Source organism: Streptomyces sp. NPDC059787, assembly GCF_042732315.1.
Classification (GTDB): domain Bacteria; phylum Actinomycetota; class Actinomycetes; order Streptomycetales; family Streptomycetaceae; genus Streptomyces; species Streptomyces atrovirens.
In genome coordinates, this window is record NZ_JBHWHX010000006.1 from 68,637 (window position 1) to 90,992 (window position 22,356).

Genomic DNA, 22,356 nt, shown 5'->3' on the forward strand with positions numbered 1-22,356 from the left:
GCGGTGAAAGACGGCGGGAGTTCCTGGCTCGCCCGGCCTCGCAGTGGCCGGACTCACAGTGGCGGGACCGCGCCGGATTCGCACCGGGCTTCCTCCCCTGTCGCCGTCGTGGCGGCGGTGGACCGGATGATCCACCTGAGGAGCATAGTAAGGGTCGTGACAAGAGGGCGGGGCATACATCCGGTGTGATGGTCGGTATGCTCGCCGCCGTGCCCACAGCTTCCCCGCCCTCATTGCCCCAGGCCACACCGGTTCTGCGGGATCGCGGTGACGCCTGTCCGGGAACGCTGCGGCTGCACGCCGCCGACGATGGCGCCCTGGCCCGGGTCCGCGTGCCCGGCGGTGTTCTTACCATCCGTCAGGCTCACGCCCTCGCGGACGCAGCTCGGCAACTGGGCGATGGTGAGCTTCACCTGACCTCACGCGGCAACGTGCAGCTGCGTGGGCTCCGCGACGCGTGCGGCGGGGAACTCGCCGGTCTGCTGAACGCGGCCGGGCTCCTTCCCTCCCCGGGGCACGAGAGGGTGCGCAACGTCGTGGCCTCGCCGCTGTCCGGGCTGGACGGGCAAGGGTCACGAGAGGTGCGGTCCTGGCTCTCGGCGCTGGACGCGGCGCTGTGCGCGAGCGAAGCGGCGCGTGAACTATCGGGACGGTTCCTGTTCGCGCTCGACGACGGGCGCGGAGACGTGGCCGCGCTCGGTGCCGACGTGACCGTGCGAGCCGCGGCCGATGGCGGTGCGCTGATCTCCCTGGGCTCTGCCCAGGAAGCGCTGCGGGTTGCCGGGGACGACGCCCCAAGAGCAGCACTGCTGGCCGCCGAGGTGTTCCTGGAGTTCGCCCGGCAGGCCGGTGAGCGGGTCTGGCGGATTGACGAACTTGGGCCGCAGTCAGCCGAGTTGATATCCGTCATACGGCGCCGCTTGGCGGAGTCGGGGATCGGCTGCGTCCAGGACCGGAAGGACACGACGACCACCGGCGGACCTCCTCCCGGAGTCATCGGATCAGCCCTCTCCGTCCACGCCGCGCTGGGGCGCCTGACCGTCCCTCAGTGGCAGGAGTTGGCAGAAGTCGCCCCCAGCGAACTGCGTCTCACCCCCTGGCGCGGCATCGTCGTCCCCACCCCGGACATGACCGCGTCCGACCGGAGCGCCTCCCTCTCCCCTCTCTCCGCCGCCGGTCTCGTCACCGATCCCTCCTCGCCCTGGCTGCGCGTCGGCGCGTGCATCGGCCGCCCGGGGTGCGGCAAGTCCCGAGCGGATGTCCGCGCCGACGCGGCCCGCGCCCTCGCCACCGCGAGCACATCACGCCTCCCGCTGTACTGGTCCGGCTGCGAGCGGCGCTGCGGCCACCCCCGGGGCGACCGCGTCGACGTGATCGCCACCCCGGAGGGCGGCTACCGCCTCGCCGGGCCGGGCGGGGGCGGACTGCCGCGCGCCATTGAACTCAGCGATGTCTCCCACCTCCCCACCGCCTTGGCGGCGATCACCTCATGAGCCGTACCACGACGACCGAGAACAGCGAGAACAGCACCGTGACCCCCTACGACTACGAGAAGGACGGCGCGGCCATCTACCGCCAGTCCTTCGCGACCATCCGCGCGGAAGCGGACCTCGCGGGGCTGCCCGCGGACGTCAGCCGGGTCGCGGTCCGGATGATCCACGCCTGCGGCATGGTCGACCTCGTGCGCGACCTCTCGTACACCCCCGCCGTGGTGGGACGCGCCCGCGCGGCCCTGCGCGCCGGCGCGCCCATCCTCTGCGACGTGCGGATGGTGGCCAGCGGCGTGACCCGCAAGCGGCTGCCCGCGGACAACGACGTGTTGTGCACCCTGTCCGACCCGGCCGTCCCCGAGCTGGCGGCCAAGCTCGGCACCACGCGCAGCGCCGCCGCCCTGGAACTGTGGCGGGACCGGCTGGAGGGCGCCGTGGTCGCCGTCGGCAACGCGCCCACCGCGCTCTTCCGCCTCCTGGAGATGATCGAGGAAGGGGCGCCCCGCCCGGCCGCCGTCATCGGCGTACCCGTCGGCTTCGTCGGTGCCGCCGAGTCCAAGGACGCCCTGGCCGCCCACCCCTCGGGCCTGGAGCACCTGGTCGTGCGGGGCCGTCGCGGCGGCAGCGCCATCGCCGCCGCCGCGCTCAACGCGATCGCGAGCGAGGAAGAATGAGCGGGAAGCTGTACGGAGTCGGGCTCGGCCCGGGCGACCCGTCCCTGATGACCGTGCGGGCCGTCGAGGCCATCGCCGAGGCCGACGTGATCGCGTACCACAGCGCCCGCCACGGCCGGTCGATCGCGCGCTCCATCGCGGCGAAGCACCTGCGGGACGACCACATCGAGGAGGCGCTGGTCTACCCGGTCACCACGGAGACCACCGACCATCCCGGCGGCTACCAGGGCGCCATCGACGACTTCTACGCCGAGGCGTCGGCCCGGCTGGCCGCCCACCTGGAGGCGGGCCGGACGGTCGCGGTCCTGGCGGAGGGCGACCCGCTCTTCTACGGCTCCTACATGCACATGCACAAGCGGCTCGCCGACCGCTTCGACACCGAGGTGATACCCGGCGTCACCTCCGTCTCCGCCGCCGCGGCCCGCCTGGGCACTCCGCTCGCCGAGGGCGAGGAGGTGCTCACCATCCTGCCCGGCACCCTGCCCGAGGAGGAGCTGACCGCACGACTCGCCTCGACCGACGCCGCGGTCGTGATGAAGTTGGGGCGCACCTTCCCCAAGGTGCGCCGGGCGTTGGAGGGTTCCGGACGGCTCGATGCCGCCCGGTATGTGGAGCGCGCCACCATGGCGGGAGAACGTCTCGCGGAACTGGCGGATGTGGAACCCGAGTCGGTGCCGTACTTCTCGGTGGCGGTGCTGCCGAGCCAGGTCGACGCCGAACCGACCACCCCCGAACCGGGGTCGGCGGGTGAGGTCGTCGTCGTGGGGACCGGTCCTGCCGGTCCGCTGTGGCTGACGCCCGAGACGCGCGGTGCCCTCGCCGCGGCGGACGACCTGGTCGGATACACCACCTACCTCGACCGGGTGCCCGTACGCCCCGGCCAGCGCCGGCACGGCTCCGACAACCGGGTCGAGGCCGAGCGCGCCGAGTTCGCCCTGCAACTCGCCCAGCGGGGGCGGCGCGTGGCAGTCGTGTCGGGAGGCGATCCGGGCGTCTTCGCCATGGCCACCGCCGTGCTGGAGGCCGCCTCGGCGAACGCGTACACGGACGTGCCGGTGCGAGTCCTGCCGGGGGTGACCGCCGCCAACGCGGCAGCCGCACGCGCGGGCGCCCCGCTCGGCCACGACTACGCCACGCTCTCCCTGTCCGACCGGCTCAAGCCCTGGGAGGTCATCGCCGGACGCCTGCGCGCCGCCGCGGCCGCCGACATGGTGCTGGCCCTGTACAACCCCGGGTCGCGCAGCCGGACCTGGCAGGTGGGCAAGGCCCGCGAAGTGCTCCTCGAGCACAGGGATCCGGACACACCGGTCGTGGTCGCCCGGGACGTGGGCGGTGCGGACGAGCGGGTGCGGGTGGTGCGGCTGGCGGAGCTGGATCCGGCCGAGGTCGACATGCGCACGATCCTGCTGGTCGGCTCGTCCCAGACCCGGGTCGTACGGCGCGGGAACGGCGAGGAGGTCGTCTGGACGCCTCGCCGCTATCCGGAGACGTGAGGGCCGCGCCGCCGCGCGCACGGGTGGCGTGCGAGGGTTTCTCGTACCCACCGTGCCGCCTGATCGGGCTCGGTCACCACCGGCACCCCTTCGGGCATCGCGGGTCTGCGCACCACGACCACGGGCAGGCCGGCCTCACGGGCGGCGGTCAGTTTCGGTGCGGTGGCCGCGCCGCCGCTGTCCTTGGTGACCAGGACGTCGATCCGGTGCCTGCGCAGCAGCTCGCGCTCCCCGTCGAGGGTGAACGGGCCGCGCTCCAGCAGCACTTCCATGCGGGACGGACACGGTGGCTCGGGCGCGTCGACGGACCGGACGAGGAACCAAAGAGCGTCCAGGCCGGCGAAGGTGGCCAGACCCATCCGCCCCGTGGTCAGGAAGACGCGTCGTCCGAGGGAGGGCAGCAGTTCGGCGGCTTCCGTCAGGGAGCCGGTCTCGTGCCAGACGTCTCCCTCGACCGGCGCCCATCCGGGACGGCGCAGTGCGAGCAGGGGAACATGGGTGGTGGCGGCGGCCCGAGCCGCGTTGAAGCTGATGGTGCCGGCGAAAGGGTGCGTGGCGTCGATGAACAGGTCGACCGTGTGCTCACGGAGCCAGGCCGCGAGCCCCTCGGCTCCCCCGAAGCCGCCGACGCGCACCTCACCGGGCGGTGTGCGGGGCGCGGAGACCCGTCCCGCCAGGGAGTTCGTCACCCGCAGCCCCGGCAGCGGTTCGGCCGCCAGCAGTTCGGCGAGACGGCGGGCCTCGGTGGTGCCACCGAGGATCAGCACGTGCACGACAGGTCCTTCATTCGGTTCCCTTCTGGAAGTCAGGTATGAGCGGCGAGGCCAGGGGCGGTCGCAGCGCCCAACTCAAGCACACCGGTCTGCGCCACGGCTGGACCACCGGCGCCTGCGCGACCGCCGCGACGACGGCCGCGTACACCGCGCTGCTGACCGGTGACTTCCCCGACCCCGTGACGATCACCCTGCCCAAGGGGCAGACGCCGTCGTTCGCGCTCGCGGCCGAGGAGCTGACGGACGCGTACGCGATGGCGGGGATCGTGAAGGACGCCGGTGACGACCCGGACGTCACCCACGGTGCGCTGGTCCGGGCGACGGTGCGACGGCTGCCCGCGGGCTCCGGCGTCGTCTTCCGGGCGGGTCCCGGCGTGGGCACCGTCACCCGGCCCGGCCTGCCCCTCCCGGTCGGCGAACCGGCCGTCAACCCGGTCCCCCGCCAGATGATGCGCGACCACGTCGCCCGCGTCGCCGAGCGGCACGGCGGCAGCGGCGACGTCGAGATCACCCTCTCCGTCGACCACGGCGAGGAGATCGCCCGGTCCACCTGGAACCCGCGCCTCGGCATCCTCGGAGGTCTCTCCGTCCTCGGCACCACCGGCATCGTCGTCCCCTACTCCTGCTCGGCGTGGATCGACTCGATCCGGCGCGGGGTCGACGTGGCACGGGCCGCCGGCCGTACGCACGTGGCCGGCTGCACCGGGTCGACCTCGGAGAAGACGGTCGTCGCCGAGTACGGGCTGCCCGAGGACGCCCTGCTGGACATGGGCGACTTCGCGGGCGCCGTGCTGAAGTACGTCCGCCGTCACCCGGTGGAGCGGCTCACCGTCTGCGGTGGCTTCGCCAAGCTGTCCAAGCTCGCCGCGGGGCACCTCGACCTGCACTCCGCCCGTTCCCAGGTCGACAAGGGCTTCCTCGCCGAACTGGCCCGGCGAGGCGGCGCGGCCGAAACCCTCGCCCGCGAGGTGGCGGAGGCCAACACGGGTCTCGCCGCGCTCCAGCTCTGTCAAGCGGCCGGGGTACCGCTGGGGGACCTGGTCGCGACGGCGGCCCGTGACGAGGCCCTGTCCGTGCTGCGCGGGGCACCCGTCGTGGTCGACGTGATCTGTATCGACCGCGCGGGCACGGTCGTGGGCCGCAGTACCGTCGCCTGAGCGCCCGGCCCGCCTACTCGGTGACCGGCCCCACCCGGAGGCGGTTGCCGTCCGGGTCACGCAGTCCGAGCTCCCGCCCCCACGGTGCCTCCTCGGGATGGACACCGAACTCGGCGGCAACCGCGTCGAGATCGGCGACCCTCAGATACATCAGGGTGTCCGGCCGCGCGTCCCCCTCGTGCTCCGACAGGTACAGCCGGACCCGGCCGCGGGCCACCTCCGTGAACACCGGGAAGCCCGGTTCGAACCGGTGCTCCCACTGCTGGACGAACCCCAGCCTGGCGTACCGGCGCACGGCCACCGCGGCGTCCCGCACCCGGATGACCGGGACGACCTCCTCGGCGCGCGGGGTCCTCAGCAGACATGCCGCTCGCGCTCCGGCGAGTACAGATGGCTGTCGCGGAACTGATCCGCTCCCAGGGTCCGGCCGACCATGATCACCGCTGTGCGCAGCACCCCGGCCTCCTTCACCTTCAGGGCGATCTCGTCGAGGGTCCCGCGGATGATCAGTTCGTCGGGGCGGGAGGCGTAGGCGACGACGGCCGCGGGGCAGTCCGCGCCGTAGTGCGGCACCAGCTCGCCGACCACGCGGTCCACGTACTTGGCGGCCAGGTGCAGCACGATCAGCGCACCGCTGCGGCCGAGGGTGGCCAGGTCCTCGCCCTCCGGCATGGCGGTGGCCCGGTTGGCGATCCGGGTGAGGATGACGGTCTGCCCGACCGTCGGCACGGTCAGCTCCCGCTTCAGGGAGGCCGCCGCCGCGGCGAAGGCCGGTACACCGGGGACGACCTCGTACGGCACTCCGGCCGCATCGAGGCGCCGCATCTGCTCCGCGACCGCGCTGAAGACGGACGGGTCGCCGGAGTGCAGCCGGGCCACGTCGTGGCCCTGCTCGTGGGCGCGGACCAGCTCGGCGGTGATCTCGTCCAGGGTGAGCTGTGCCGTGTCGACCAGCCGGGCGTCCGGCGGGCATTCGGTCAGCAGCTCGCGCGGGACCAGGCTGCCCGCGTACAGGCAAACACGGCAGGCGGCGAGCGTCCGGGCGCCCCGCACCGTGATCAGGTCGGCGGCTCCGGGGCCGGCACCGATGAAGTACACGGTCATCTGTCTGCTCCTGGGGACGGGTCGGCGGTCTTTTCCACGGCCCACTGGGTCACCGGCATCGCCTGCCGCCACCCGGTGAAGCCGCCCACGGGCACGGCGTGCGCCACCGCGAGGCGCACCAGTTCGCCCCCGTGACGTCTGCGGGCGTCGGCCAGCAGCGCTTCGGACTCCAGCGTCACGGTGTTGGCGACCAGCCGACCACCGACGGGGAGTGCTTCCCAGCACGCCTGAAGCAGTCCGGGCTCGGTGAGCCCGCCGCCGATGAACACGGCGTCCGGCCGGAGAAGCCCGGCGAGGGCCTCGGGCGCGGCACCGGTGACGACGCGCAGACCGGGCACACCGAGCCGGTCGGCGTTGCGGACGATGCGCTCGGCGCGTGCGGGGTCGCGTTCGACGGTGACGGCGCGGCAGGAGGGGTGGGTGCGCATCCACTCGACGGCGATCGAGCCGGAACCGCCGCCGATGTCCCACAGCAGCTCGCCGGGGGACGGAGCCAGAGCACCGAGGGTGGCGGCGCGGACGTGCCGCTTGGTGAGTTGCCCGTCGTGCTCGTACGCCTCGTCCGGCAGTCCGGGGACGGCGCCCAGGCGCAGGGCGCCGGGGGCACGGCGGCACTCGACGGCGACGATGTTGAGCGGATCGCACGTCGGGTGCTCGGGCCGGCCGTCTGCGGTGACGGCATCGCCCATCCGTTCCTTCACGCCGCCGAGCTGTTCGAGCACCCGTATCCGGCTGGGGCCGAAACCCCGGTCCCGCAGCAGGGCGGCGACCTCGCCGGGCGTGCCGGCGTCCGCGCTGAGCACGAGCAGGCGGCGGCCGTCGTGGAGGGCCGCGGCGAGGCCTGCGGTGGGGCGGCCGACGAGTGTGACGACCTGGACGTCCTCCACGGGCCAGCCGAGGCGGGCACAGGCGTGGGAGACGGACGAGGGATGCGGCAGGACGTGCACCGCGCCGGGACCGAGCACTTCGGTGAGGGCGCGTCCGATGCCGTGGAACATGGGGTCGCCGCTGGCCAGGACGGCGACGCGGCGACCCGTGTGCGCGGCGAACAGGCCGGGAACCGCCGGACGCAGCGGGGAGGGCCAGGGCACACGCTCGGCGGCACACTCCGGCGGCAGCAGGCCGAGCTGACGCGGTCCCCCGACGACGACCTCCGCGTCGAGCAGTGCCCGGCGCGCGGCGTCCGGCAGTCCGCCCCAGCCGTCGGCGCCGATCCCCACGACGAGCACGGCGGGGGTCGGTGCGGATCGGATGGCGGTCACGGCTCGGTACCTCGGGATCGGGGTGGGCGTCGGGGAGGCACTTTACGGGGCGGCCACCTGCGCGGAGCCGATCGGGTGCACATCAGCCGCAATCTTATTGCACACTGTTTGCAACAACTTATGCAGTGCAGGAAAGGGCGGGCGATGAGGTCTGCGGTGGTGCTGGGCATCGAGTCGTCCTGCGACGAGACGGGCGCGGGCCTGGTCCGGGACGGGCGGCTGCTGGGACACGCGGTGGCGTCGAGCATGGACGAGCACGCCCGCTTCGGCGGTGTGGTGCCCGAGATCGCCTCCCGCGCCCACCTCCACGCGCTGCGTCCGGTCGTCCGGCAGGCACTGGACGAGGCCGGGCTGCGGCTGTCCGACGTCGGAGCTGTCGCCGTGACCACGGGCCCCGGGTTGTCGGGCGCCCTGCAGGTGGGTCTCGCCGGCGCGAAGGGCATCGCCTACTCGCTCGGCGTCCCGCTGTACGGGGTCCACCACCTGGCCGGGCACGTCGCCGCCGACACACTGGAGCACGGCCCGCTGCCGAACCCGTGCATGGTGCTGATCGTCTCCGGCGGCCACACATCACTCCTCCTCGTCCGCGACCTCGCCCGGGACCGGATCACGCACCTCGGGGACACGCTGGACGACGCAGCCGGTGAGTGCTTCGACAAGGTGGCGCGGGTCTTCGGGCTGCCGTATCCCGGTGGTCCGGCCATCGACAGGGCAGCGCGAGCGGGGGATCCTCGCGCTGTCCCCTTCCCGCGCCCGCTCCCGGGGTCGTACGACTTCTCCTTCTCGGGCTTGAAGACGGCCGCCGCACGCTGGGCGGAGGGGCACGCCGGCCGTGAGCTGCCCGTGGCCGACGGCGCGGCCTCGCTCCAGGAGGCCGTCGCGGACGTACTGACCCGCAAGGCGGTCGCCGCCTGCAAGGAGCACGGGGTGGGCACCCTGGTCGTGGTGGGCGGCGTCGCGGCCAACTCGCGGGTGCGGTCGCTGGCCGAGGAGCGCTGCCGGGCGGCCGGGATCGAGCTACGGGTGCCGCCGCTGCGGCTGTGCACCGACAACGGAGCGATGATCGCGGCCGTCGGCGATCTCCTCGTCCGGGCCGGGGCCGGGGCGGCGCCGCTGGACGTGTCGATCGACCCGTCGGCGCCGCTGGAGTACGCCGCCCTGCACCCGGTCGCCACGGGGCGGGCGGTGGCCGCCCGATGAGCGTCGAGATCCGCGTCCACACGGACGCCGGACTGCTCACGCACACCGGCGCGCTGCGCTCGGTCTACGTCGACGCCTTCTGCGCCCCGCCCTGGAACGAGGACGAGGAGAGGGCGACGGAGTTCGTGGACCGGCTGCCGACGAACGTGGACCGGCCCGGGTTCAGGGCCGCGACCGCCGTACGCGGCGGGGACGTCATCGGCTTCGCCACCGCCTGGACCACCCCCTCCCCCTTCCCCGCCGACCGCTGCTACCCGCAGGCCGCTGCCTGCCTCGGCCCTGCGTACACGGCGGACTGGCTGTGCGGCGCCCTGGAGATCGACGAACTGGCCGTCCGTACCGCCGCCCGCGGCACCGGTATTGCCGGTGACCTCCTCGAAGCGGTGACCGCGCACGCGCCCGACGGCCGGGCCTGGCTGCTGACCTCCGTCCAGAACGGCCGGGCCATGGCCTTCTACCGCCGCCAGGGCTGGACGCAGGTCACCCACCCGTCCCCCGGAGGCAAGGGCATCGTCGTCTTCGTCGGCCCGCGCCACCCCGCCCGGTCCCTCGCCCCTCTCCCCCTGTAAGCCCCCGGAGCCCCGCCTTGCGTACCGCTGAAATCCGCCGCCGCTTCCTCGACTTCTTCGCCGACCGCGGCCACACCGTCGTCCCCAGCGCCCCGCTGCCGACCCCCGATCCGACCCTGCTGTTCGTCAACGCCGGCATGGTCCCGTTCAAGCCGTACCTGACCGGCGAAGTCCCTGCGCCCTGGCCGCGGGCGACCAGCGTGCAGAAGTGCGTGCGCACCCTGGACATCGAGGAGGTGGGACGCACCACCCGGCACGGCTCGTTCTTCCAGATGAACGGCAACTTCTCCCTGGGCGACTACTTCAAGGAGGAGGCCATCGCCTTCGCCTGGGAGTTGTCGACCGCGTCGGTGGAAGGCGGCGGCTACGGCCTCGACCCGGACCGCATCTGGGTCACGGTCCACCACAGCGACGACGAGTCCCGGGCCCTGTGGCGGCGCATCGCCGGCCTGCCGGACGATCGGATCGTGGCGCGCGGCGACGAGGACAACTTCTGGTCCATGGGCGTACCCGGCCCCTGCGGTCCCTGCTCCGAGCTCTACTACGACCGCGGCCCGGCGCTCGGCCGGGCGGGCGGCCCGGCGGTCGACGAGGACCGGTACATGGAGTTCTGGAACCTCGTCTTCATGCAGTACGAGCGCGGTGAGGGCCCCGGCAAGTCCGGCTACCCGATCCTCGGCGAACTCCCCCGCCGCAACATCGACACCGGCATGGGCCTGGAACGCATGGCCACGCTCCTCCAAGGCGTCGACAACCTCTACGAGATCGATGAGACCCGCCCGCTCCTGGACCGGGCCGCCGCGCTGGCCGAGGTGCGCTACGGCGCGGACGCGGAGGCCGACGTACGGCTGCGCGTGGTCGCCGACCATGTCCGCACCGCCCTGATGCTGCTCGCCGACGGCACCAGCCCGGGCAACGAGGGCCGGGGCTACGTCCTGCGCCGCATCCTGCGCCGCGCCGTCCGCTCCATGCGTCAGCTGGGCCACGCCGAGCCGGTGCTCATGGACCTGCTGGCGGTCGCGCGGGACTGCATGGCGCCCAGCTATCCCGAGGTGACCGATGCGTACGAACGGATCGCCGACCGGGCGGCGAGCGAAGAAGAGGCCTTCCGGGCCACCCTGCGGCAGGGCACGACCGTGCTGGACACGGCGGTGGCGAAGGTGAAGGAGGAGGGCGGCCGTGCGCTGCCCGGCGCGCAGGCGTTCCTTCTGCACGACACCTACGGCTTCCCGATCGACCTCACCCTGGAGATGGCCGCCGAACAGGGCCTGCGGGTCGACCGTGAGGGCTTCACCGCGCTCATGCGCGAGCAGCGGGAACGGGCCCGGGCGGACGCCCGCGCCCGAAAGGCGGGCGGCACCGGCCTCTCCGCCCTGCGCCCAGTGCTGGACGAGCACGGCCCGACCGACTGGCGCGCGTGGGACACCTTGACGACCGACTCCCGAGTCCTGGCGATTCTGGGCGCCACGGGCCCGGCGGCCGTAGCCGGCGAGGGCGACCTCGCCACCGTCGTCCTCGACCGCACCCCCTTCTACGCCGAGTCCGGCGGCCAGGACAGCGACGCCGGCCGCCTGTCCGGCCCGTCGGTGGAGGCAGAGGTGCTGGACGTGCAGCGGCCGCTGCCCGGACTCGTCGTCCACCAGGTCCGAGTCCTGTCCGGCGAACTGGCCACCGGGCACCAGGTACACGCGGCCGTCGATCCGGAGTGGCGGATCGGCGCCCGCCAGGCCCACTCCGGCACCCACGTCCTGCACGCCGCCCTGCGCCAGGTCCTCGGCCCGAACGCCCTGCAGTCGGGCTCCTACAACCGTCCCGGACACCTGCGCCTGGACTTCCCCTGGCGCGGCGCCCTGTCCTCCACCGTGCGCAGCGAGATCGAGGAGGCCGCAAACCAGGCTCTGCGCCGTGACCTGCCGGTGGGCGTGCGCTGGATGACGCTGCCCGAGGCCAAGGAGCTGGGCGCGCTCGCCCTGTTCGACGAGACCTACGGCGAGAAGGTCCGTGTCGTGGAGATCGGCGGCGCCTGGTCCCGGGAACTGTGCGGCGGCACCCACGTCGAACACGCCTCACAGATCGGCACCGTCGCCCTCACCTCCGAGTCGTCGGTGGGCGCGGGCATGCGCCGTCTGGAGGCCGCGGTCGGCGTCGAGGGCTTCGGCTACCTGGCCCGCGAACGCGACCTGGTCAGCCGCATCGCCGAACAGCTCCAGGCACCGCGCGCCGAACTCCCCGACCGCATCGCCGGGTTGCTCGACCGACTGAAGTCCACCGATCGCGAGAACCAACGCCTCCGCGAGCAGGCCGACCGGGCCCGCGCAGGTGATCTCGCGGCCGACGCCGCCGACATCGACGGCACCTTGCTGGTCACGGCCGTAACGGACGGCGACGCCCGGGCCCTCGCCATCGCCGTACGGGACCGCCTGCCCGCCGCTCGCCCCGGTGTGGTGGTCATCGGTACACCGGCCGGTGATCGGGCGACGCTGGTGGCCGCGGTGAACGGCGCGGCCCGGAGCGCGGGGCGGGATGCCTCGGCATTGGTGAAGCGGCTGCTCGGCGGCAAGGGCGGCGGTTCCCCCGAAGTGGCCCAGGGCGGCGGTCTCCCGGCCGGACGGCTCCCGGGGACTCTCGCCTCGGTCCCCGCCCTGCTCACCGGTGCCTGACCACGGAGCATGATTCCGCCGCGGTTCCGGAGGCGTGCCACGGGTCACCGCCCGGATGACGGGCGGCTGCACTCCTGACGGACACTTTGCGCAGGGTCTCGCGTTCCTCCTCCAGCCTGCGGGCACGCTTCCGCGGGGCCGCGTTCTCAGCCTCCAGCGGGGTCGGCGGCCGGGACGGTTCCTGGGTCCGACGTCCCCCGGGCCGGCTCGCTCCTGCCACCCGGACCCGGTTGCGCAGGGTTTCCGGGTCGATCCCGGATCGGCGGCGACCGACCCGGTCGTCGCTCCGGACCGCGACCCGTACAACGCGACCGCGTCCGCCTTGAACTCCGACGGGTGGTTCTTCAGGACCACAAGATGTCGTCCTCAGATCCTCAGGATCCAGTGTCTCGCGTGTCCAACATCAGGGGTCAAGGCCCAGTAGGTCACCTCCCCGTCGATGCGCAGCGCCTCGACTGTCCGCCCCCAAGGGCGGGACCGGGTACGGACTCCATCAGGCAGCGGGGCCGACCGGCGCCGTCCCGGTCGGTGCGGGCGCGATCCGCGGACGAGCCCGCACCCCGTCATCGAAGGTTCACGGAAGAGATAAAACGTTGACAACGTAAACGTGAATACGCCTCCCATCCAGAGGGGTGAAGGTGTACGTTCCCTGCGCAATGCACCCATCTTGCACGTGACGGGTGGAACGGGGAGGGACAGTGGGCCTGGAGACGATCGGCGGGCGGTTCCGGATCACGAGGGTTGTGGGGCGCGGGAACATGGGGGAGGTGCACCGGGCCGAGGACCTCGAGGCCGGCCCGGACTCCCCGCACCGCCGGGTCGCCGTCAAGACCGTGCTGCGCGGCCGGACCGGGATCGCGGTCGACACCTCGGGGTCCGGCAAGGAGGTCGACCGCTTCCGCCGCGAGGTGCGGATCATGCGGATGCTCTCCCAGGGCCATCCGAACCTCACCCTGCTGATCGACGGCGGCGTGGACGACGCCCCGGGCGGCAGCGGCCTGCCCTACCTGGCCATGGAGCTGCTGGACGGGAATCCGCTCGCCGACCTCATCGACGAGGAGCCCCAGCTCCCGGTCTCCTGGGCCGCCGCGATCGGGGCGCAGATCGCCGCCGGGCTCACCGCCGGGGTCGTCCACCGTGACCTGAAGCCGGCCAACGTGATGCTGACCGGCGACGGCACCGTCAAGATCCTCGACTTCGGCATGGGCTCGTTCGTCGACGACCCCGACCGGACGCGGCTGACCAGCACCGGCGTCAGCCTCGGCACGGCCCGCTACATGGCGCCCGAGCAGTTCCGCGCCGAACGGGTCTCCGCCCCGGCCGACCTCTACGCGCTCGGCTGCATCCTGTACGAACTACTGATAGGGCGCCCGCCGTTCTCCGCCCGCACCCACTACGAGCTCTCCGAACAGCACCTGCGCGAGCGGCCGCCGCAGTTGACCCCGGTGCGCCCGGACCTGCCTGCCGGACTGGTCCGGCTGGTGGAGCTCCTCCTTGAGAAGGACGCCGAACTGCGCGCAGAAAAGGCCGCGTTGGGCGGTGAGGGCGTGCCGTCCGCCACGCCAGCGGACGGCACGCCCTCAAGTCGCTCAGCGCTCCGACGCGAACCGCACGAACTGGCCCCAGCCTTCACGGCCGACGGCGAAGGCCGGGCGGGTCACGTCCTTGGAGTCCCGTACGTGGACGGCCTGTTCGGCGATCGCGATCTCCACGCAGCTGTCGCCCTGGCTGCCGCTGTAGCTGGACTTGAACCAGGCGAGTTCCGACGTACCGCTGTTCATAGCTCTCCTCGCAGTCGCTCCAGCAGGTCCCGGGATTCTGTCGGGTTCAGGGCCTGCGAGCGCAGTGTGTCATAGCGTTGGCAGAGCAGAATCATCTCTTTCGGGTCGGAGATCAACCGACCGTTCTGCTGCCCCTCGGAGTACCCGAGCCGCCGCCCCTCCGAGGTCTCCAGGATCTGTAGGGGGCCATCCAGGCACGCGTGCAACCGAGCCTCCACCGGCACCACCTGAAGCGTCACGTTGCGCGGGGCGGAGAGCTCAAGGACATGGTCCACCAGCCCGCGCATCGCCTCCGCATCCCCGAACCCCCGCCGGAACACATGCTCCTCGACGATGAAGCTGAACGGCACCGTCGGCCGCTCCCGCATCATCACCTGCCGCTCCATCCGCGCGGCGAGCTGCACCTCCAGCTCCTCATCGGTCCGCAGCGGGATCGTGCCCTCGAACACCGCCCTGGCATACGCCTCCGACTGCAACAAGCCCGGAACCAAACGGCACTCATACGTGCACAGGCTCACCGCCTCCCGCTCCAGCCGAGCCCACCGCCGGAACCACGCCGCCAGCCCCGCCTCCCCCCGCGTCAGATGCCGCGCGGCCTTCCGCAACGCCCCCGTGTTTCCCAGTGCCTCCTCCGCCCGCTCCACGAACGCCTCGTCCGGCATCCGCCGCCCCAACTCCACCGACTCGACCGTGTGCTTGGAGTACTGGACCCGGGCGCCCAGGTCGGCCCGACTCAACCCCGCGTGCTCACGCAACGCCTGGACGACGGCCCCGAACGTCCGCAGGCTGTCCGACGGATGCGGCTCCCGCTCCCACTCTCCCACCGGCACCGCCCGCGCACCACCGGCGCTCCCGGCCGCCTCCCCCTCGACCCCGACCACGTCCATCCGCCGCCCCTTTCCTCTCCTCCGCACCGCGCACCACGACGGCTCCTCACGCCGCCCGCGTCCACCTCCAGCCTGACGGATCATCAGACGTACCGTCCACTCTTCGTGTCCGTACGCTGACTCACCGTACGGGGTGCCACACTCGTCCCCGCCCCCGTCCGACCGCCACCCTGAGGTCACGGCGAGCCAGGAGAAACCGTCCGCGTCCGCCGCTCACCTGCGGAAACACCCGGACGGCGGCCGTACCTGGCCGCGTCGGACGAGCTGGAAGGTGCAGTCATGCAGAACGGAACCAACCTCTACGCGATCGACATCGGCGGGGCCTCGTTCACGAAGGCGCGCGGCGGCCCCTGCACCGAGGGGTGCGTGACGCTCGCCCGGATCGGTGAGGACGCCTGGGCGCTGGGCGACAGCAAGCGCCCGGACGCGCAGCCGCTGCGGTTCACCACCGAGGAGCTGGACGCGGCCGGTATCGACCCGGCGCGCTTCGGCATCGGCGCCTGACACCCCTCCTCCCCTCTCCCGCCGGTCGGGCCACGCCCGGCCGGCGCTTCTCGAAGCGGGAACAGCCCATGCACCACCACGCCTACCTCTGGACCGGCCCGAAGGCGCGCTTCGACGACGAGGCGCTACGGCGGCCCCCGCACCCCGACGCGCCACCGCCCGGAAGCAGGCCGGAACTGATCGACCGCTACCGCCAGGTCGCCGCGGAGTTCCGCACCTCGGACCTCCCGCCCCTGGAGACCGCGTACTGGCTCGTCAAGCCCCGCACACTGGTCCGGGGCACCTGGGACGAGGCGAAGGAGGCGGCGGCCTGGCTCGGCGAGCGACTGGCCGAGTACACGCCCCGGTTCGCGGCGGAAGCCGACCGGGACACCGCACGCCTGGCCCGGCTGGTGGACACCGCCGCCGAACGCCTGCGCTCAGGCGCCGACATGTCGTACGGCCACTACCTCGAACGCCCCTCCTACCTCACCCTGGCCGTGGTCACCTGCTCCCCGAACCGCACACTCCCCGAACTGGCCTGCCCGTGCGCGTAGAGCAGACCCGACACTCGCCTCCGCCCTGCCCCGCACGCCTCGGTGTCAACCTCAGAGGACTACACCAAACGGGTGATCACATCTCAAAAGCCAACGAATGTTCTTGCTTCGCGCATAGTTTCCCGTCATGCCCAACGTCAGTCACGACACCCTGCACGGCTTCCTGCCGGGACGTCCGAAAGCACTGAACCGTGCGCTGGACCTCCTGGACCTCGGAATCCCGCCCGGTGTCACCACCGAGACCCTCCCGACGGACGCGTCCGGTGCCCCGAAGATGTTCACCCGGCAGATGGACTCCGCGCTGCGGGTGGTCCGCCCCGACGGGCACGATCCGTTCATCCTGCTGGTCGAGGCGCAGACCCGCATCGAGACGAAGAAGGAGACCTCCTGGCCGTACTACGTCGCGTACCTGCGTGACCGGTACAGACTCGAGGTCGTCCTGCTGGTCCTGTGCGTGGACACGGCGACGGCGGCATGGGCGGCCAGACCTCTGCGCACCGGTCTGGGGCGCGCCACCCAGGTGACCGTGCCTCACGTGCTGGGCCCGGCGAACGTTCCGCGGGTGAGCCGGATCCAGGACGCCTCGGCCGACCTGGACTTCGCCGCGTTCTGCCTGTGGATCCACAGCAACGACCCGGACATCGAGGGCATACTGACGGTCATGGGCGAGGCCCTGGCCCAGGACACGGACCGCGAAGCGCGGGACGACCTGGCGGGACTGATCGAGGACGGCTTGGGCAGCGAACACGCCCGGAAATTCTGGAGGAACGTGATGGAGACCCTCTTCACCCCCAGGCGAGGCACCATCGTGGGCGACGCCCGCCTCGCAGGACGGGAGGAAGGACGGGAGGAAGGACGCGTGAAAGAAAAGGCCGAGCGACTGCTGCATCTGATGGAGCGCCGCGGCCTCTCGCTGACGGAAGAGACGCGACAGCGCGTCACCACCTGCGCAGACGCGCCGCTCCTGGATCTCTGGTTCGACCGCGCCATCGAAGCCACCACCCTCGACGAGGTCTTCGCCGCCCCCTCCACCACCGACCGCGTCCCCGCCCCCGCCCAGAGCCCGGAGCACACCGCGGTCCTCGGCCAAGGGCAGACGGACCCCAGGCCCTCGGCCGACTGACACCAAGGGCGCACACCCGGCCGCACCCCACTCCGGGGTGCGGCCCATTCGGTTCACGGCCCGGCCCCCAACGCCTCGTGAATACCCGCTCCGAAAGCGCGCCGACTCTTCTCCGCTTCCGTACGGTCACTCCGCGTACGGGGCGCGGCACTCGCCCCCGCCCGCACCCGGCCGTCACTCTGGCCTCATGAACCACGCAACATCCCAAGTGGGCGCCCCCGTCAGCACCTTCACCCAGCTGCTGTCGTCCACCCGGCGCGGCGCCCGTCTCGCCCGCCTCCTCGCGGTGACCGAACTGCACTCCCGAGGCGTCTCGCAGGACCTCACGGAACGTGCCGAACTCGTCGTCGCGGAGCTCGCCGCCAACGCCGTCCTGCACGGCCGCGTGCCCGGCCGCTGCTTCCGGCTGACGCTCGTCCTCGACCCGTCCGCCGACCGCCTCCGTATCGAGGTCAGCGACGCCCGCGGAGACCTCCGCCCGCACCCCCGCCGCCCCACGGACACCGCGTCCGACCCGCTCCCCACCGGCGGACGCGGCCTGACCCTCGTCACCGCCCTCGCCGACCACTGGAACTGCGTCCCCTACCCGCCCAGCGGCAAGACCGTCCGGGCGGTGCTGACGACACCGGCCGGCGCGTGACCGCGTCGCCCGAGGAGAGCCGAACCCCCCGCGCCTACGCCGCCGCGGCCAGCGCGGGGAACACGACCACCGAGCCGTCCTTGTCGCGGGCGATCTCGATCGCCACATCCGTCGGACGGCCGCCCACCGCGACGCCGTCGCCCAGCCCACGGATCTGGTACGCCACGCGCAGGAGCCGGTCGACCTCACCGGCCGTGAGGACGGGGAGCTTGCTGTTCGGGCGCGCCAGCACCAGCGCCGACAGGCGCATCAGCACACCGGCGATGCCCGACTCCAGCTCGTCGAGGCGCTGCTCGTCGCCCCGCAGCGCACGGGTGAAGTTCTCGAACAGGTTGTCGGGGTCGCTCTGGGCCAGCTCGACCGCCTGGAGGACGTTGACACGCCGCTTCAACGCAATGGCCAGGGCGGCCAGTTCGAGGTGAGTGCGGAACCTGCCCCCCTGTTCGTCCACACCGGGGAACGACTCGGTCAGCGTGCCGATCTCGACGGGCTCGCCGTCGGGAAGCTTGTCGAGCGCGCTCGTCCACCGGGCCAGGCGGATGTCGGCCTTGCCCAGTGCGGTGTCGATGGCGTGCACCGCCGAGTCGAGTCCCAGTGAGACACCGAGCCTGCCCTGGTCCAGCAGGATGGCCGTGGCCTTGTCGATGGCGGGACGGCAGCCGTTGAGCGCGCTGTGCTCGTCGTCGAGCTTGTCCGCCTGGAGTTGCTCCAGCAGTTCCGTGATGTGCGCGATGGCCTCCTGCCGCTTGGCGTCGGCGTGCGCGCTCACCCCGACGGCGACGGCCATGAGGACGAGCGGTGCGGCCACGGTGAGCGCCGCACCGCCGGCGGCCGCGACGCCGGCAGTCGCGCCGGCTCCACCGGCTGCGCCCGCCGTCGCCGCTGTACCGACCGGCACGAACGTCGCACCGGCGACGATGGTGCCCTGTGCGTTCACGATGGGGCTGCGGATACCACCGGCCACCGCTTTCGACTGCATCGAACAAAAGATGCCCTGACCGAACTGCTTGGCGACCTTCGCCGGAACCACGATGCGGTACAGCCCTTCGCCGGAAGCCGTCGCCTTGGCCGCCACGGAACTCCGCGCCGACTGCGTGATCAGCTGCGACAGGTGCTGCGCCAGCGGGCTCGCGGCGTCGAGCGAGATGCCCCGGCCACGGTCGAGCTTGTCGGGCAGCGGATGCACCTCAAGTGTGGCGATCGGCCGGTCGGCCAACGCGGCCAGCACGCCGCGCAGTTCGGCCAGCCGCTCAGCCGTCATCGGCCCGTCCCCGGCCACCGCCGGCACCTGGACGTCACCCGTCGCCAGCGTCCACACCGGAACGGGTGTCGCCTTGCGGTAGTCGATCATCGTCTCCCCTAGTTTTCCCACCACAGCCTACGGCCGACGTCCGACGTCCGACGTCCGACGTCCGACGTCCGACGTCCGACGTCCGACGTCCGACGAGAACAGTGGACTCTCGTCCTCCCGGATCGCAACACCCGGACGTCACTCGCCACGCGTCACTTCCTCTGACGAGCGCCAGCTGCGGCACGCAAGGGCCGGCCGCACCTCCTTGTGCCCGTTCCGTCAGTCCAGCAGCCGCTCGGCGCGTTCCGGGACGCCGCGGATGTGCCGGCCGTCGGCGACCATGGCGAGGAGGAGACGATGGCCTTCCGCGTAGTCGATCTGCCCGGACACGGCGGCCTCGCGCATGAGGGTGACGGTGTTCTTGACGGGGATGCCGCGCGCGATGGCGTATTCGCCGGCGTCGCGGTCGTCCGTGATCCAGACGGCCCTGGCGAACTCCTGCCGGGTCTGGATGAGCGCGAGGGTTTCGGCTTCACCGAGGTGGCGCAGAGGCTCGGTCGGGGTGCCGCCGAAGACCGCGCGGCGCAGCCGGTCCGCGAGGGCGATCTCGGCATCGGTGCACAGTTCGATCGGCTCGCCCAGCCAGCCCTCGGCGGGGAGACGGGAGAGGTCGCGTACGTAGGCGGCGGAGCGGCGGGCTTCCTCCGCCACCGCTTCGGTCCAGCGGCCGCATCCGTCGAGCACTTTGCGGAGCAGATCCAGACGGCCCACGGTACCGAAGTTGCACAGGACCGTGTTGTCGGGAAACAGGCTGACGCGGCCCGAAGGGTCCAGGGGAGCTGTCATGGCTGGAATACCGGATCGCCCTTCTCGTCCTCCGGCAGGGGGCGCGGGCGGCGTGCGGGTTCGAGTACGGCTCTCAGATCGTCGACGTCGCGGTCCAGGTAGGCGGCCAGCGGGCGGAGGGTCGTCTCGTGGGCCTCGTACGCGGCGAGCAGCTCCGCCATCGGGACGAGCGGCGGGCGGGCCACCGCGGATTCGGCGCGGTGGCGGTAGTGGTCGTCGAGCCTTCCGGCGAGGACGTGGCAGATCTCGGTGGTGAAACCGCGGAACCGGTCGCGGCGGGCGGCGTCGAGGAGTCCGAGCCGGTTGAGCCGCGCGGCCAGCGCGCTCGGTGAGACCTTGAAAGCGACGACGAGTTCGCCGAGTTCGGCGTCGGTGGGGGCGTGCGGGTCGGTGACCGTGTGCTCCCAGGCTGCTCGCACATCGACTTCGGGCATCAGGAAGTGAGCGGCGAAGACGTTGGCCCTCACCTCCGTGTGGTCCTTCTGCCTGCCGGGCTGCGGTACCGCGTCGGCACGCAGGTCCTGGGCGTCGCGGGCGAGGAGGTGTCCGACCTCGTGAGCCAGGGTGAAGCGTGCCCGGGTCCACTCCTGGGTGGTCGCGAGCAGGACGATGCGGAAGGCGTCGGACTGCCACGTCGCGCCGGACAGAGCTGCCTGCGATGGGAACTCGACAAGCGCCACGTCGATTCCGCAGTGGTCCGCGAGGAGCCGGGTGAGGGCCGGAAGATCCATGCCGGCGGGGGATCCCGCACCTCGCCGGGCGAGGTGTTCCGTGAGGTCGGCCGCGAGGCGTTCCCCTTGGTCGACGTACCGTTCGAGCTCCGGTCGGGGTGCGGGCAGGTCGGGGATCGAGCGGGGCCGGCCGAGCAGTTCCAGAACCTCGTAGGCGTTCTGGAAACGGCAGGCGATCGCCTCGATCTCGGCCCACCCTGCCCCTTCGGCCACCGTCCTGAGAGGACGGGCGGCGGCCCGGGGGCGCACCGGCTCGCGTCCGCTCAGCAGGTAGTCCACCGTCGTGCCGGTGGCTTCCGCGATACGGGCGAGGTCGAGCGAGCTGAAGCGGCGCACGCCGCCGAGCGACTTGGAGAGCTTGTCCGGGGAGAGGCCGATCCGCTCGGCGAACGCGGCCTGGGAGAGGGAGGCTGCGTCCATGACCTTGCGTACACGGCCGATCACAGTCTCAGTCATTCCCACACCATAGCGACGTGTTGCGAAAATCGCAACGCCCCTGTCCCGCACCGCCCCCTCGACGAAAGCGTTCTCGACCGATTGGAAGCCTGGATCAATTGACAATGTCAACAAGTAAGGTGTGGGGTGTCCGCGCAGACCTGGCCTTACCCGGAAGGTCCTCCATGCCGCAGCCCGGCCGTCTCCCCGGCACGCCCGAGTTCCGCATCAAGCTCTCCCCGGACGGCGCCGAGGCGCGCGGGTACCTGCTCACCGAGTTCGGCGGGAACGGGACGTACAAGTTCGCGCTGCGCGAGAGTTCGGTCGTGACCGCCGAGGAGTGGCCGGGGCTCGGCCGCCACGCCCGTCGGTTCCGGGCGGAACTGCGTGGGGGCGGCGCGCTCGTGGACGCCCCGGCCGGTCGCAGGACGCGCCGGCGCGCTGGGTGGTGACCCGGGACATCGAGTGCGACTCCTCCTCGTCCGCCGCCGCGCTGGTGTACGGCTACGACGCCTCCGGCCCGGAGTCCTGGCGCACCGCCGAGGGCCATCCGCTCTCCGACTATTTGTCCACCGGCTGGCGCGCCCCGCACAAGGCGTGGCTGGTGCGCGGTTCCAACGTGTCGGGGCGCAACCTGGTGCGGGAGTCGTGGCTGAAGGAGGGTTTCGTCTCGCTCGCGGGTGCGCACCTGCCTCCGCTGGAGGAGTCCGACCCGACCAAGAGCGCGCTGCGCCGCTTCGTCGAGGAGGGGTATGAGGGGGCGGCCTCGTACCACCAGAAGCAGGGCCTGGTCGACGAGTTGCACGCCTTCCTGACCCAGATGCGCGTCGGGGACACGGTCGCCACCTTCGACGACGACCGGCTGCACCTCGGGCGGATCACCGGGGAGGCCGTGCAGAGCCCGGTTCCTGGCCCAGGAGTACCGGCACGTCGTGCTCGGCCAGAACCTCCGTGATCTCGACGCCTGCCTCGGCGCGAGCCGCCGCGGCACCGGTCTCGGCCCCGCGCGGCGGAACTCCTCGCGGACGGGCCGGCTCCGTACGCCCACGTCGTCGTCGACGAGGCGCAGGACCTGCACCCGCGCCCGCGAAGCCCTGAGCGTGACGTGGAGCGGAGTTCCGAGCCCGTTCCTGCCGCACGCCGCCTGAGTCGACCACACGCCGCGGACCCGTGCGGGCCCCACCGGGGTGTCCTTCTCCG

Annotated in this window: 22 protein-coding genes, 2 pseudogenes and 1 riboswitch; of the genes and pseudogenes, 15 read left to right on the forward strand and 9 right to left on the reverse strand. The window is 72.4% G+C overall.

The window, feature by feature from the left end; translation table 11 throughout:
- Positions 1–17: 17 nt before the first annotated feature.
- Positions 18–95: riboswitch (cobalamin riboswitch) on the reverse strand.
- Between the two features lie 102 nt (positions 96–197).
- Genes cobG through ACFV5H_RS07730 form a run of 3 tightly spaced genes read left to right on the forward strand, consistent with a single transcriptional unit; the run spans position 198 to position 3,657 of the window.
- Positions 198–1,493, forward strand: coding sequence for a precorrin-3B synthase (cobG, locus tag ACFV5H_RS07720; RefSeq protein WP_385058190.1), 1,296 nt, complete (start codon positions 198–200; stop codon positions 1,491–1,493).
- Positions 1,490–2,164, forward strand: coding sequence for a precorrin-8X methylmutase (locus ACFV5H_RS07725; RefSeq protein WP_385058182.1), 675 nt, complete (start codon positions 1,490–1,492; stop codon positions 2,162–2,164). Before cobG ends, ACFV5H_RS07725 begins: the two co-directional genes overlap by 4 nt.
- On the forward strand, positions 2,161–3,657 hold the full coding sequence (locus tag ACFV5H_RS07730) for a precorrin-2 C(20)-methyltransferase (protein ID WP_385058180.1): 1,497 nt from the start codon (positions 2,161–2,163) through the stop codon (positions 3,655–3,657). The genes ACFV5H_RS07725 and ACFV5H_RS07730 overlap by 4 nt, the downstream gene beginning before the upstream one ends.
- Here the strand turns inward: ACFV5H_RS07730 and ACFV5H_RS07735 are convergent.
- On the reverse strand, positions 3,642–4,430 hold the full coding sequence (locus ACFV5H_RS07735) for a cobalt-precorrin-6A reductase (protein WP_385058179.1): 789 nt from the start codon (positions 4,428–4,430) through the stop codon (positions 3,642–3,644). The two genes, ACFV5H_RS07730 and ACFV5H_RS07735, sit on opposite strands and share 16 nt — an antisense overlap.
- Positions 4,431–4,468: 38 nt before the next feature.
- On the opposite strand from ACFV5H_RS07735, the gene ACFV5H_RS07740 reads away from it, so the two are divergent.
- Complete coding sequence (locus ACFV5H_RS07740; protein WP_385058177.1) at positions 4,469–5,587, forward strand: cobalt-precorrin-5B (C(1))-methyltransferase; 1,119 nt, start codon at positions 4,469–4,471, stop codon at positions 5,585–5,587.
- A gap of 13 nt (positions 5,588–5,600) precedes the next feature.
- Here ACFV5H_RS07740 and ACFV5H_RS07745 read toward each other — a convergent pair whose 3' ends face one another.
- From ACFV5H_RS07745 to cbiE, 3 genes are read right to left on the reverse strand one after another with little or no spacing between them, the layout of a single operon-like run.
- On the reverse strand, positions 5,601–5,945 hold the full coding sequence (locus tag ACFV5H_RS07745; RefSeq protein ID WP_385058189.1) for a glyoxalase superfamily protein: 345 nt from the start codon (positions 5,943–5,945) through the stop codon (positions 5,601–5,603).
- Entirely contained in the window at positions 5,942–6,691 is a 750-nt protein-coding gene (gene cobM / locus ACFV5H_RS07750; RefSeq protein ID WP_385058175.1) for a precorrin-4 C(11)-methyltransferase, read from the reverse strand. The genes ACFV5H_RS07745 and cobM overlap by 4 nt, the downstream gene beginning before the upstream one ends.
- On the reverse strand, positions 6,688–7,944 hold the full coding sequence (gene cbiE, locus ACFV5H_RS07755) for a precorrin-6y C5,15-methyltransferase (decarboxylating) subunit CbiE (RefSeq protein WP_385058187.1): 1,257 nt from the start codon (positions 7,942–7,944) through the stop codon (positions 6,688–6,690). The genes cobM and cbiE overlap by 4 nt, the downstream gene beginning before the upstream one ends.
- 153 nt (positions 7,945–8,097) lie before the next feature.
- Here cbiE and tsaD point away from each other — a divergent pair, with 153 nt between their 5' ends.
- The 4 genes and pseudogenes from tsaD to ACFV5H_RS07775 all read left to right on the forward strand — a co-directional run.
- Entirely contained in the window at positions 8,098–9,153 is a 1,056-nt protein-coding gene (tsaD, locus tag ACFV5H_RS07760; RefSeq protein ID WP_385058174.1) for a tRNA (adenosine(37)-N6)-threonylcarbamoyltransferase complex transferase subunit TsaD, read from the forward strand.
- Positions 9,150–9,722, forward strand: a complete 573-nt coding sequence (locus tag ACFV5H_RS07765) for a GNAT family N-acetyltransferase (RefSeq protein WP_385058172.1) — start codon at positions 9,150–9,152, stop codon at positions 9,720–9,722. Before tsaD ends, ACFV5H_RS07765 begins: the two co-directional genes overlap by 4 nt.
- 17 nt (positions 9,723–9,739) lie before the next feature.
- Positions 9,740–12,382, forward strand: coding sequence for an alanine--tRNA ligase (gene alaS / locus ACFV5H_RS07770; RefSeq protein ID WP_385058170.1), 2,643 nt, complete (start codon positions 9,740–9,742; stop codon positions 12,380–12,382).
- Between the two features lie 698 nt (positions 12,383–13,080).
- Positions 13,081–13,890: pseudogene (locus ACFV5H_RS07775) on the forward strand (serine/threonine-protein kinase); the annotation flags it as partial.
- A gap of 81 nt (positions 13,891–13,971) precedes the next feature.
- Here ACFV5H_RS07775 and ACFV5H_RS07780 read toward each other — a convergent pair.
- Both ACFV5H_RS07780 and ACFV5H_RS07785 read right to left on the reverse strand, forming a co-directional pair.
- On the reverse strand, positions 13,972–14,163 hold the full coding sequence (locus ACFV5H_RS07780) for a DUF397 domain-containing protein (protein WP_385052865.1): 192 nt from the start codon (positions 14,161–14,163) through the stop codon (positions 13,972–13,974).
- A complete protein-coding gene (locus tag ACFV5H_RS07785) occupies positions 14,160–15,050 on the reverse strand; it encodes a Scr1 family TA system antitoxin-like transcriptional regulator (RefSeq protein ID WP_385052868.1) in 891 nt (296 codons plus the stop codon). The genes ACFV5H_RS07780 and ACFV5H_RS07785 overlap by 4 nt, the downstream gene beginning before the upstream one ends.
- A gap of 279 nt (positions 15,051–15,329) precedes the next feature.
- On the opposite strand from ACFV5H_RS07785, the gene ACFV5H_RS07790 reads away from it, so the two are divergent.
- The 4 genes from ACFV5H_RS07790 (at position 15,330) to ACFV5H_RS07805 (ending at position 17,853) form a co-directional block, all read left to right on the forward strand.
- A complete protein-coding gene (locus ACFV5H_RS07790; RefSeq protein WP_385052871.1) occupies positions 15,330–15,554 on the forward strand; it encodes a DUF397 domain-containing protein in 225 nt (74 codons plus the stop codon).
- Positions 15,555–15,622: 68 nt separating this feature from the next.
- On the forward strand, positions 15,623–16,090 hold the full coding sequence (locus ACFV5H_RS07795; protein WP_385052873.1) for a hypothetical protein: 468 nt from the start codon (positions 15,623–15,625) through the stop codon (positions 16,088–16,090).
- A gap of 127 nt (positions 16,091–16,217) precedes the next feature.
- On the forward strand, positions 16,218–17,213 hold the full coding sequence (locus ACFV5H_RS07800) for a hypothetical protein (RefSeq protein WP_385052876.1): 996 nt from the start codon (positions 16,218–16,220) through the stop codon (positions 17,211–17,213).
- 187 nt (positions 17,214–17,400) lie between these two features.
- Entirely contained in the window at positions 17,401–17,853 is a 453-nt protein-coding gene (locus tag ACFV5H_RS07805) for an ATP-binding protein (RefSeq protein WP_385193384.1), read from the forward strand.
- A gap of 34 nt (positions 17,854–17,887) precedes the next feature.
- Here ACFV5H_RS07805 and ACFV5H_RS07810 read toward each other — a convergent pair whose 3' ends face one another.
- The 3 genes from ACFV5H_RS07810 to ACFV5H_RS07820 all read right to left on the reverse strand — a co-directional run bounded on the left by ACFV5H_RS07810 (position 17,888) and on the right by ACFV5H_RS07820 (position 21,177).
- Positions 17,888–19,204 carry a hypothetical protein gene (locus tag ACFV5H_RS07810; protein WP_385052886.1) on the reverse strand — a complete coding sequence of 439 codons (1,317 nt, stop codon included), beginning with the start codon at positions 19,202–19,204 and terminating at the stop codon, positions 17,888–17,890.
- Positions 19,205–19,423: 219 nt separating this feature from the next.
- The gene (locus tag ACFV5H_RS07815) at positions 19,424–19,990 is read right to left on the reverse strand and encodes a hypothetical protein (protein WP_385193387.1); all 567 of its coding nucleotides are present in this window, start codon (positions 19,988–19,990) and stop codon (positions 19,424–19,426) included.
- Positions 19,987–21,177: a helix-turn-helix domain-containing protein gene (locus ACFV5H_RS07820; RefSeq protein ID WP_385052892.1), complete on the reverse strand. Its 1,191-nt coding sequence runs from the start codon at positions 21,175–21,177 to the stop codon at positions 19,987–19,989. Before ACFV5H_RS07820 ends, ACFV5H_RS07815 begins: the two co-directional genes overlap by 4 nt.
- 164 nt (positions 21,178–21,341) lie before the next feature.
- On the opposite strand from ACFV5H_RS07820, the gene ACFV5H_RS07825 reads away from it, so the two are divergent.
- The 3 genes and pseudogenes from ACFV5H_RS07825 to ACFV5H_RS07835 form a co-directional block, all read left to right on the forward strand.
- Positions 21,342–21,608, forward strand: coding sequence for a hypothetical protein (locus ACFV5H_RS07825; protein ID WP_385052895.1), 267 nt, complete (start codon positions 21,342–21,344; stop codon positions 21,606–21,608).
- Positions 21,605–22,111: a DUF4357 domain-containing protein gene (locus ACFV5H_RS07830; RefSeq protein ID WP_385052998.1), complete on the forward strand. Its 507-nt coding sequence runs from the start codon at positions 21,605–21,607 to the stop codon at positions 22,109–22,111. The genes ACFV5H_RS07825 and ACFV5H_RS07830 overlap by 4 nt, the downstream gene beginning before the upstream one ends.
- Positions 22,047–22,237, forward strand: a pseudogene (locus ACFV5H_RS07835) (hypothetical protein); the annotation flags it as partial. The gene ACFV5H_RS07830 and the pseudogene ACFV5H_RS07835, both read left to right, overlap by 65 nt.
- Positions 22,238–22,356 lie beyond the last annotated feature (119 nt).

What these genes read in the sequence shown, in the direction of transcription:
- cobG (WP_385058190.1), top strand. Translation starts at nt 198, where the DNA reads ATGCTCGCCGCCGTGCCCACAGCTTCCCCGCCCTCATTGCCCCAGGCC.
- ACFV5H_RS07725 (WP_385058182.1), top strand. Translation starts at nt 1,490, where the DNA reads ATGAGCCGTACCACGACGACCGAGAACAGCGAGAACAGCACCGTGACC.
- ACFV5H_RS07730 (WP_385058180.1), top strand. Translation starts at nt 2,161, where the DNA reads ATGAGCGGGAAGCTGTACGGAGTCGGGCTCGGCCCGGGCGACCCGTCC.
- ACFV5H_RS07740 (WP_385058177.1), top strand. Translation starts at nt 4,469, where the DNA reads ATGAGCGGCGAGGCCAGGGGCGGTCGCAGCGCCCAACTCAAGCACACC.
- cobM (WP_385058175.1), bottom strand. Translation starts at nt 6,691, where the DNA reads ATGACCGTGTACTTCATCGGTGCCGGCCCCGGAGCCGCCGACCTGATC.
- tsaD (WP_385058174.1), top strand. Translation starts at nt 8,098, where the DNA reads ATGAGGTCTGCGGTGGTGCTGGGCATCGAGTCGTCCTGCGACGAGACG.
- ACFV5H_RS07765 (WP_385058172.1), top strand. Translation starts at nt 9,150, where the DNA reads ATGAGCGTCGAGATCCGCGTCCACACGGACGCCGGACTGCTCACGCAC.
- ACFV5H_RS07780 (WP_385052865.1), bottom strand. Translation starts at nt 14,163, where the DNA reads ATGAACAGCGGTACGTCGGAACTCGCCTGGTTCAAGTCCAGCTACAGC.
- ACFV5H_RS07785 (WP_385052868.1), bottom strand. Translation starts at nt 15,050, where the DNA reads ATGGACGTGGTCGGGGTCGAGGGGGAGGCGGCCGGGAGCGCCGGTGGT.
- ACFV5H_RS07790 (WP_385052871.1), top strand. Translation starts at nt 15,330, where the DNA reads ATGCAGAACGGAACCAACCTCTACGCGATCGACATCGGCGGGGCCTCG.
- ACFV5H_RS07795 (WP_385052873.1), top strand. Translation starts at nt 15,623, where the DNA reads ATGCACCACCACGCCTACCTCTGGACCGGCCCGAAGGCGCGCTTCGAC.
- ACFV5H_RS07800 (WP_385052876.1), top strand. Translation starts at nt 16,218, where the DNA reads ATGCCCAACGTCAGTCACGACACCCTGCACGGCTTCCTGCCGGGACGT.
- ACFV5H_RS07805 (WP_385193384.1), top strand. Translation starts at nt 17,401, where the DNA reads ATGAACCACGCAACATCCCAAGTGGGCGCCCCCGTCAGCACCTTCACC.
- ACFV5H_RS07810 (WP_385052886.1), bottom strand. Translation starts at nt 19,204, where the DNA reads ATGATCGACTACCGCAAGGCGACACCCGTTCCGGTGTGGACGCTGGCG.
- ACFV5H_RS07815 (WP_385193387.1), bottom strand. Translation starts at nt 19,990, where the DNA reads ATGACAGCTCCCCTGGACCCTTCGGGCCGCGTCAGCCTGTTTCCCGAC.
- ACFV5H_RS07820 (WP_385052892.1), bottom strand. Translation starts at nt 21,177, where the DNA reads ATGACTGAGACTGTGATCGGCCGTGTACGCAAGGTCATGGACGCAGCC.
- ACFV5H_RS07825 (WP_385052895.1), top strand. Translation starts at nt 21,342, where the DNA reads ATGCCGCAGCCCGGCCGTCTCCCCGGCACGCCCGAGTTCCGCATCAAG.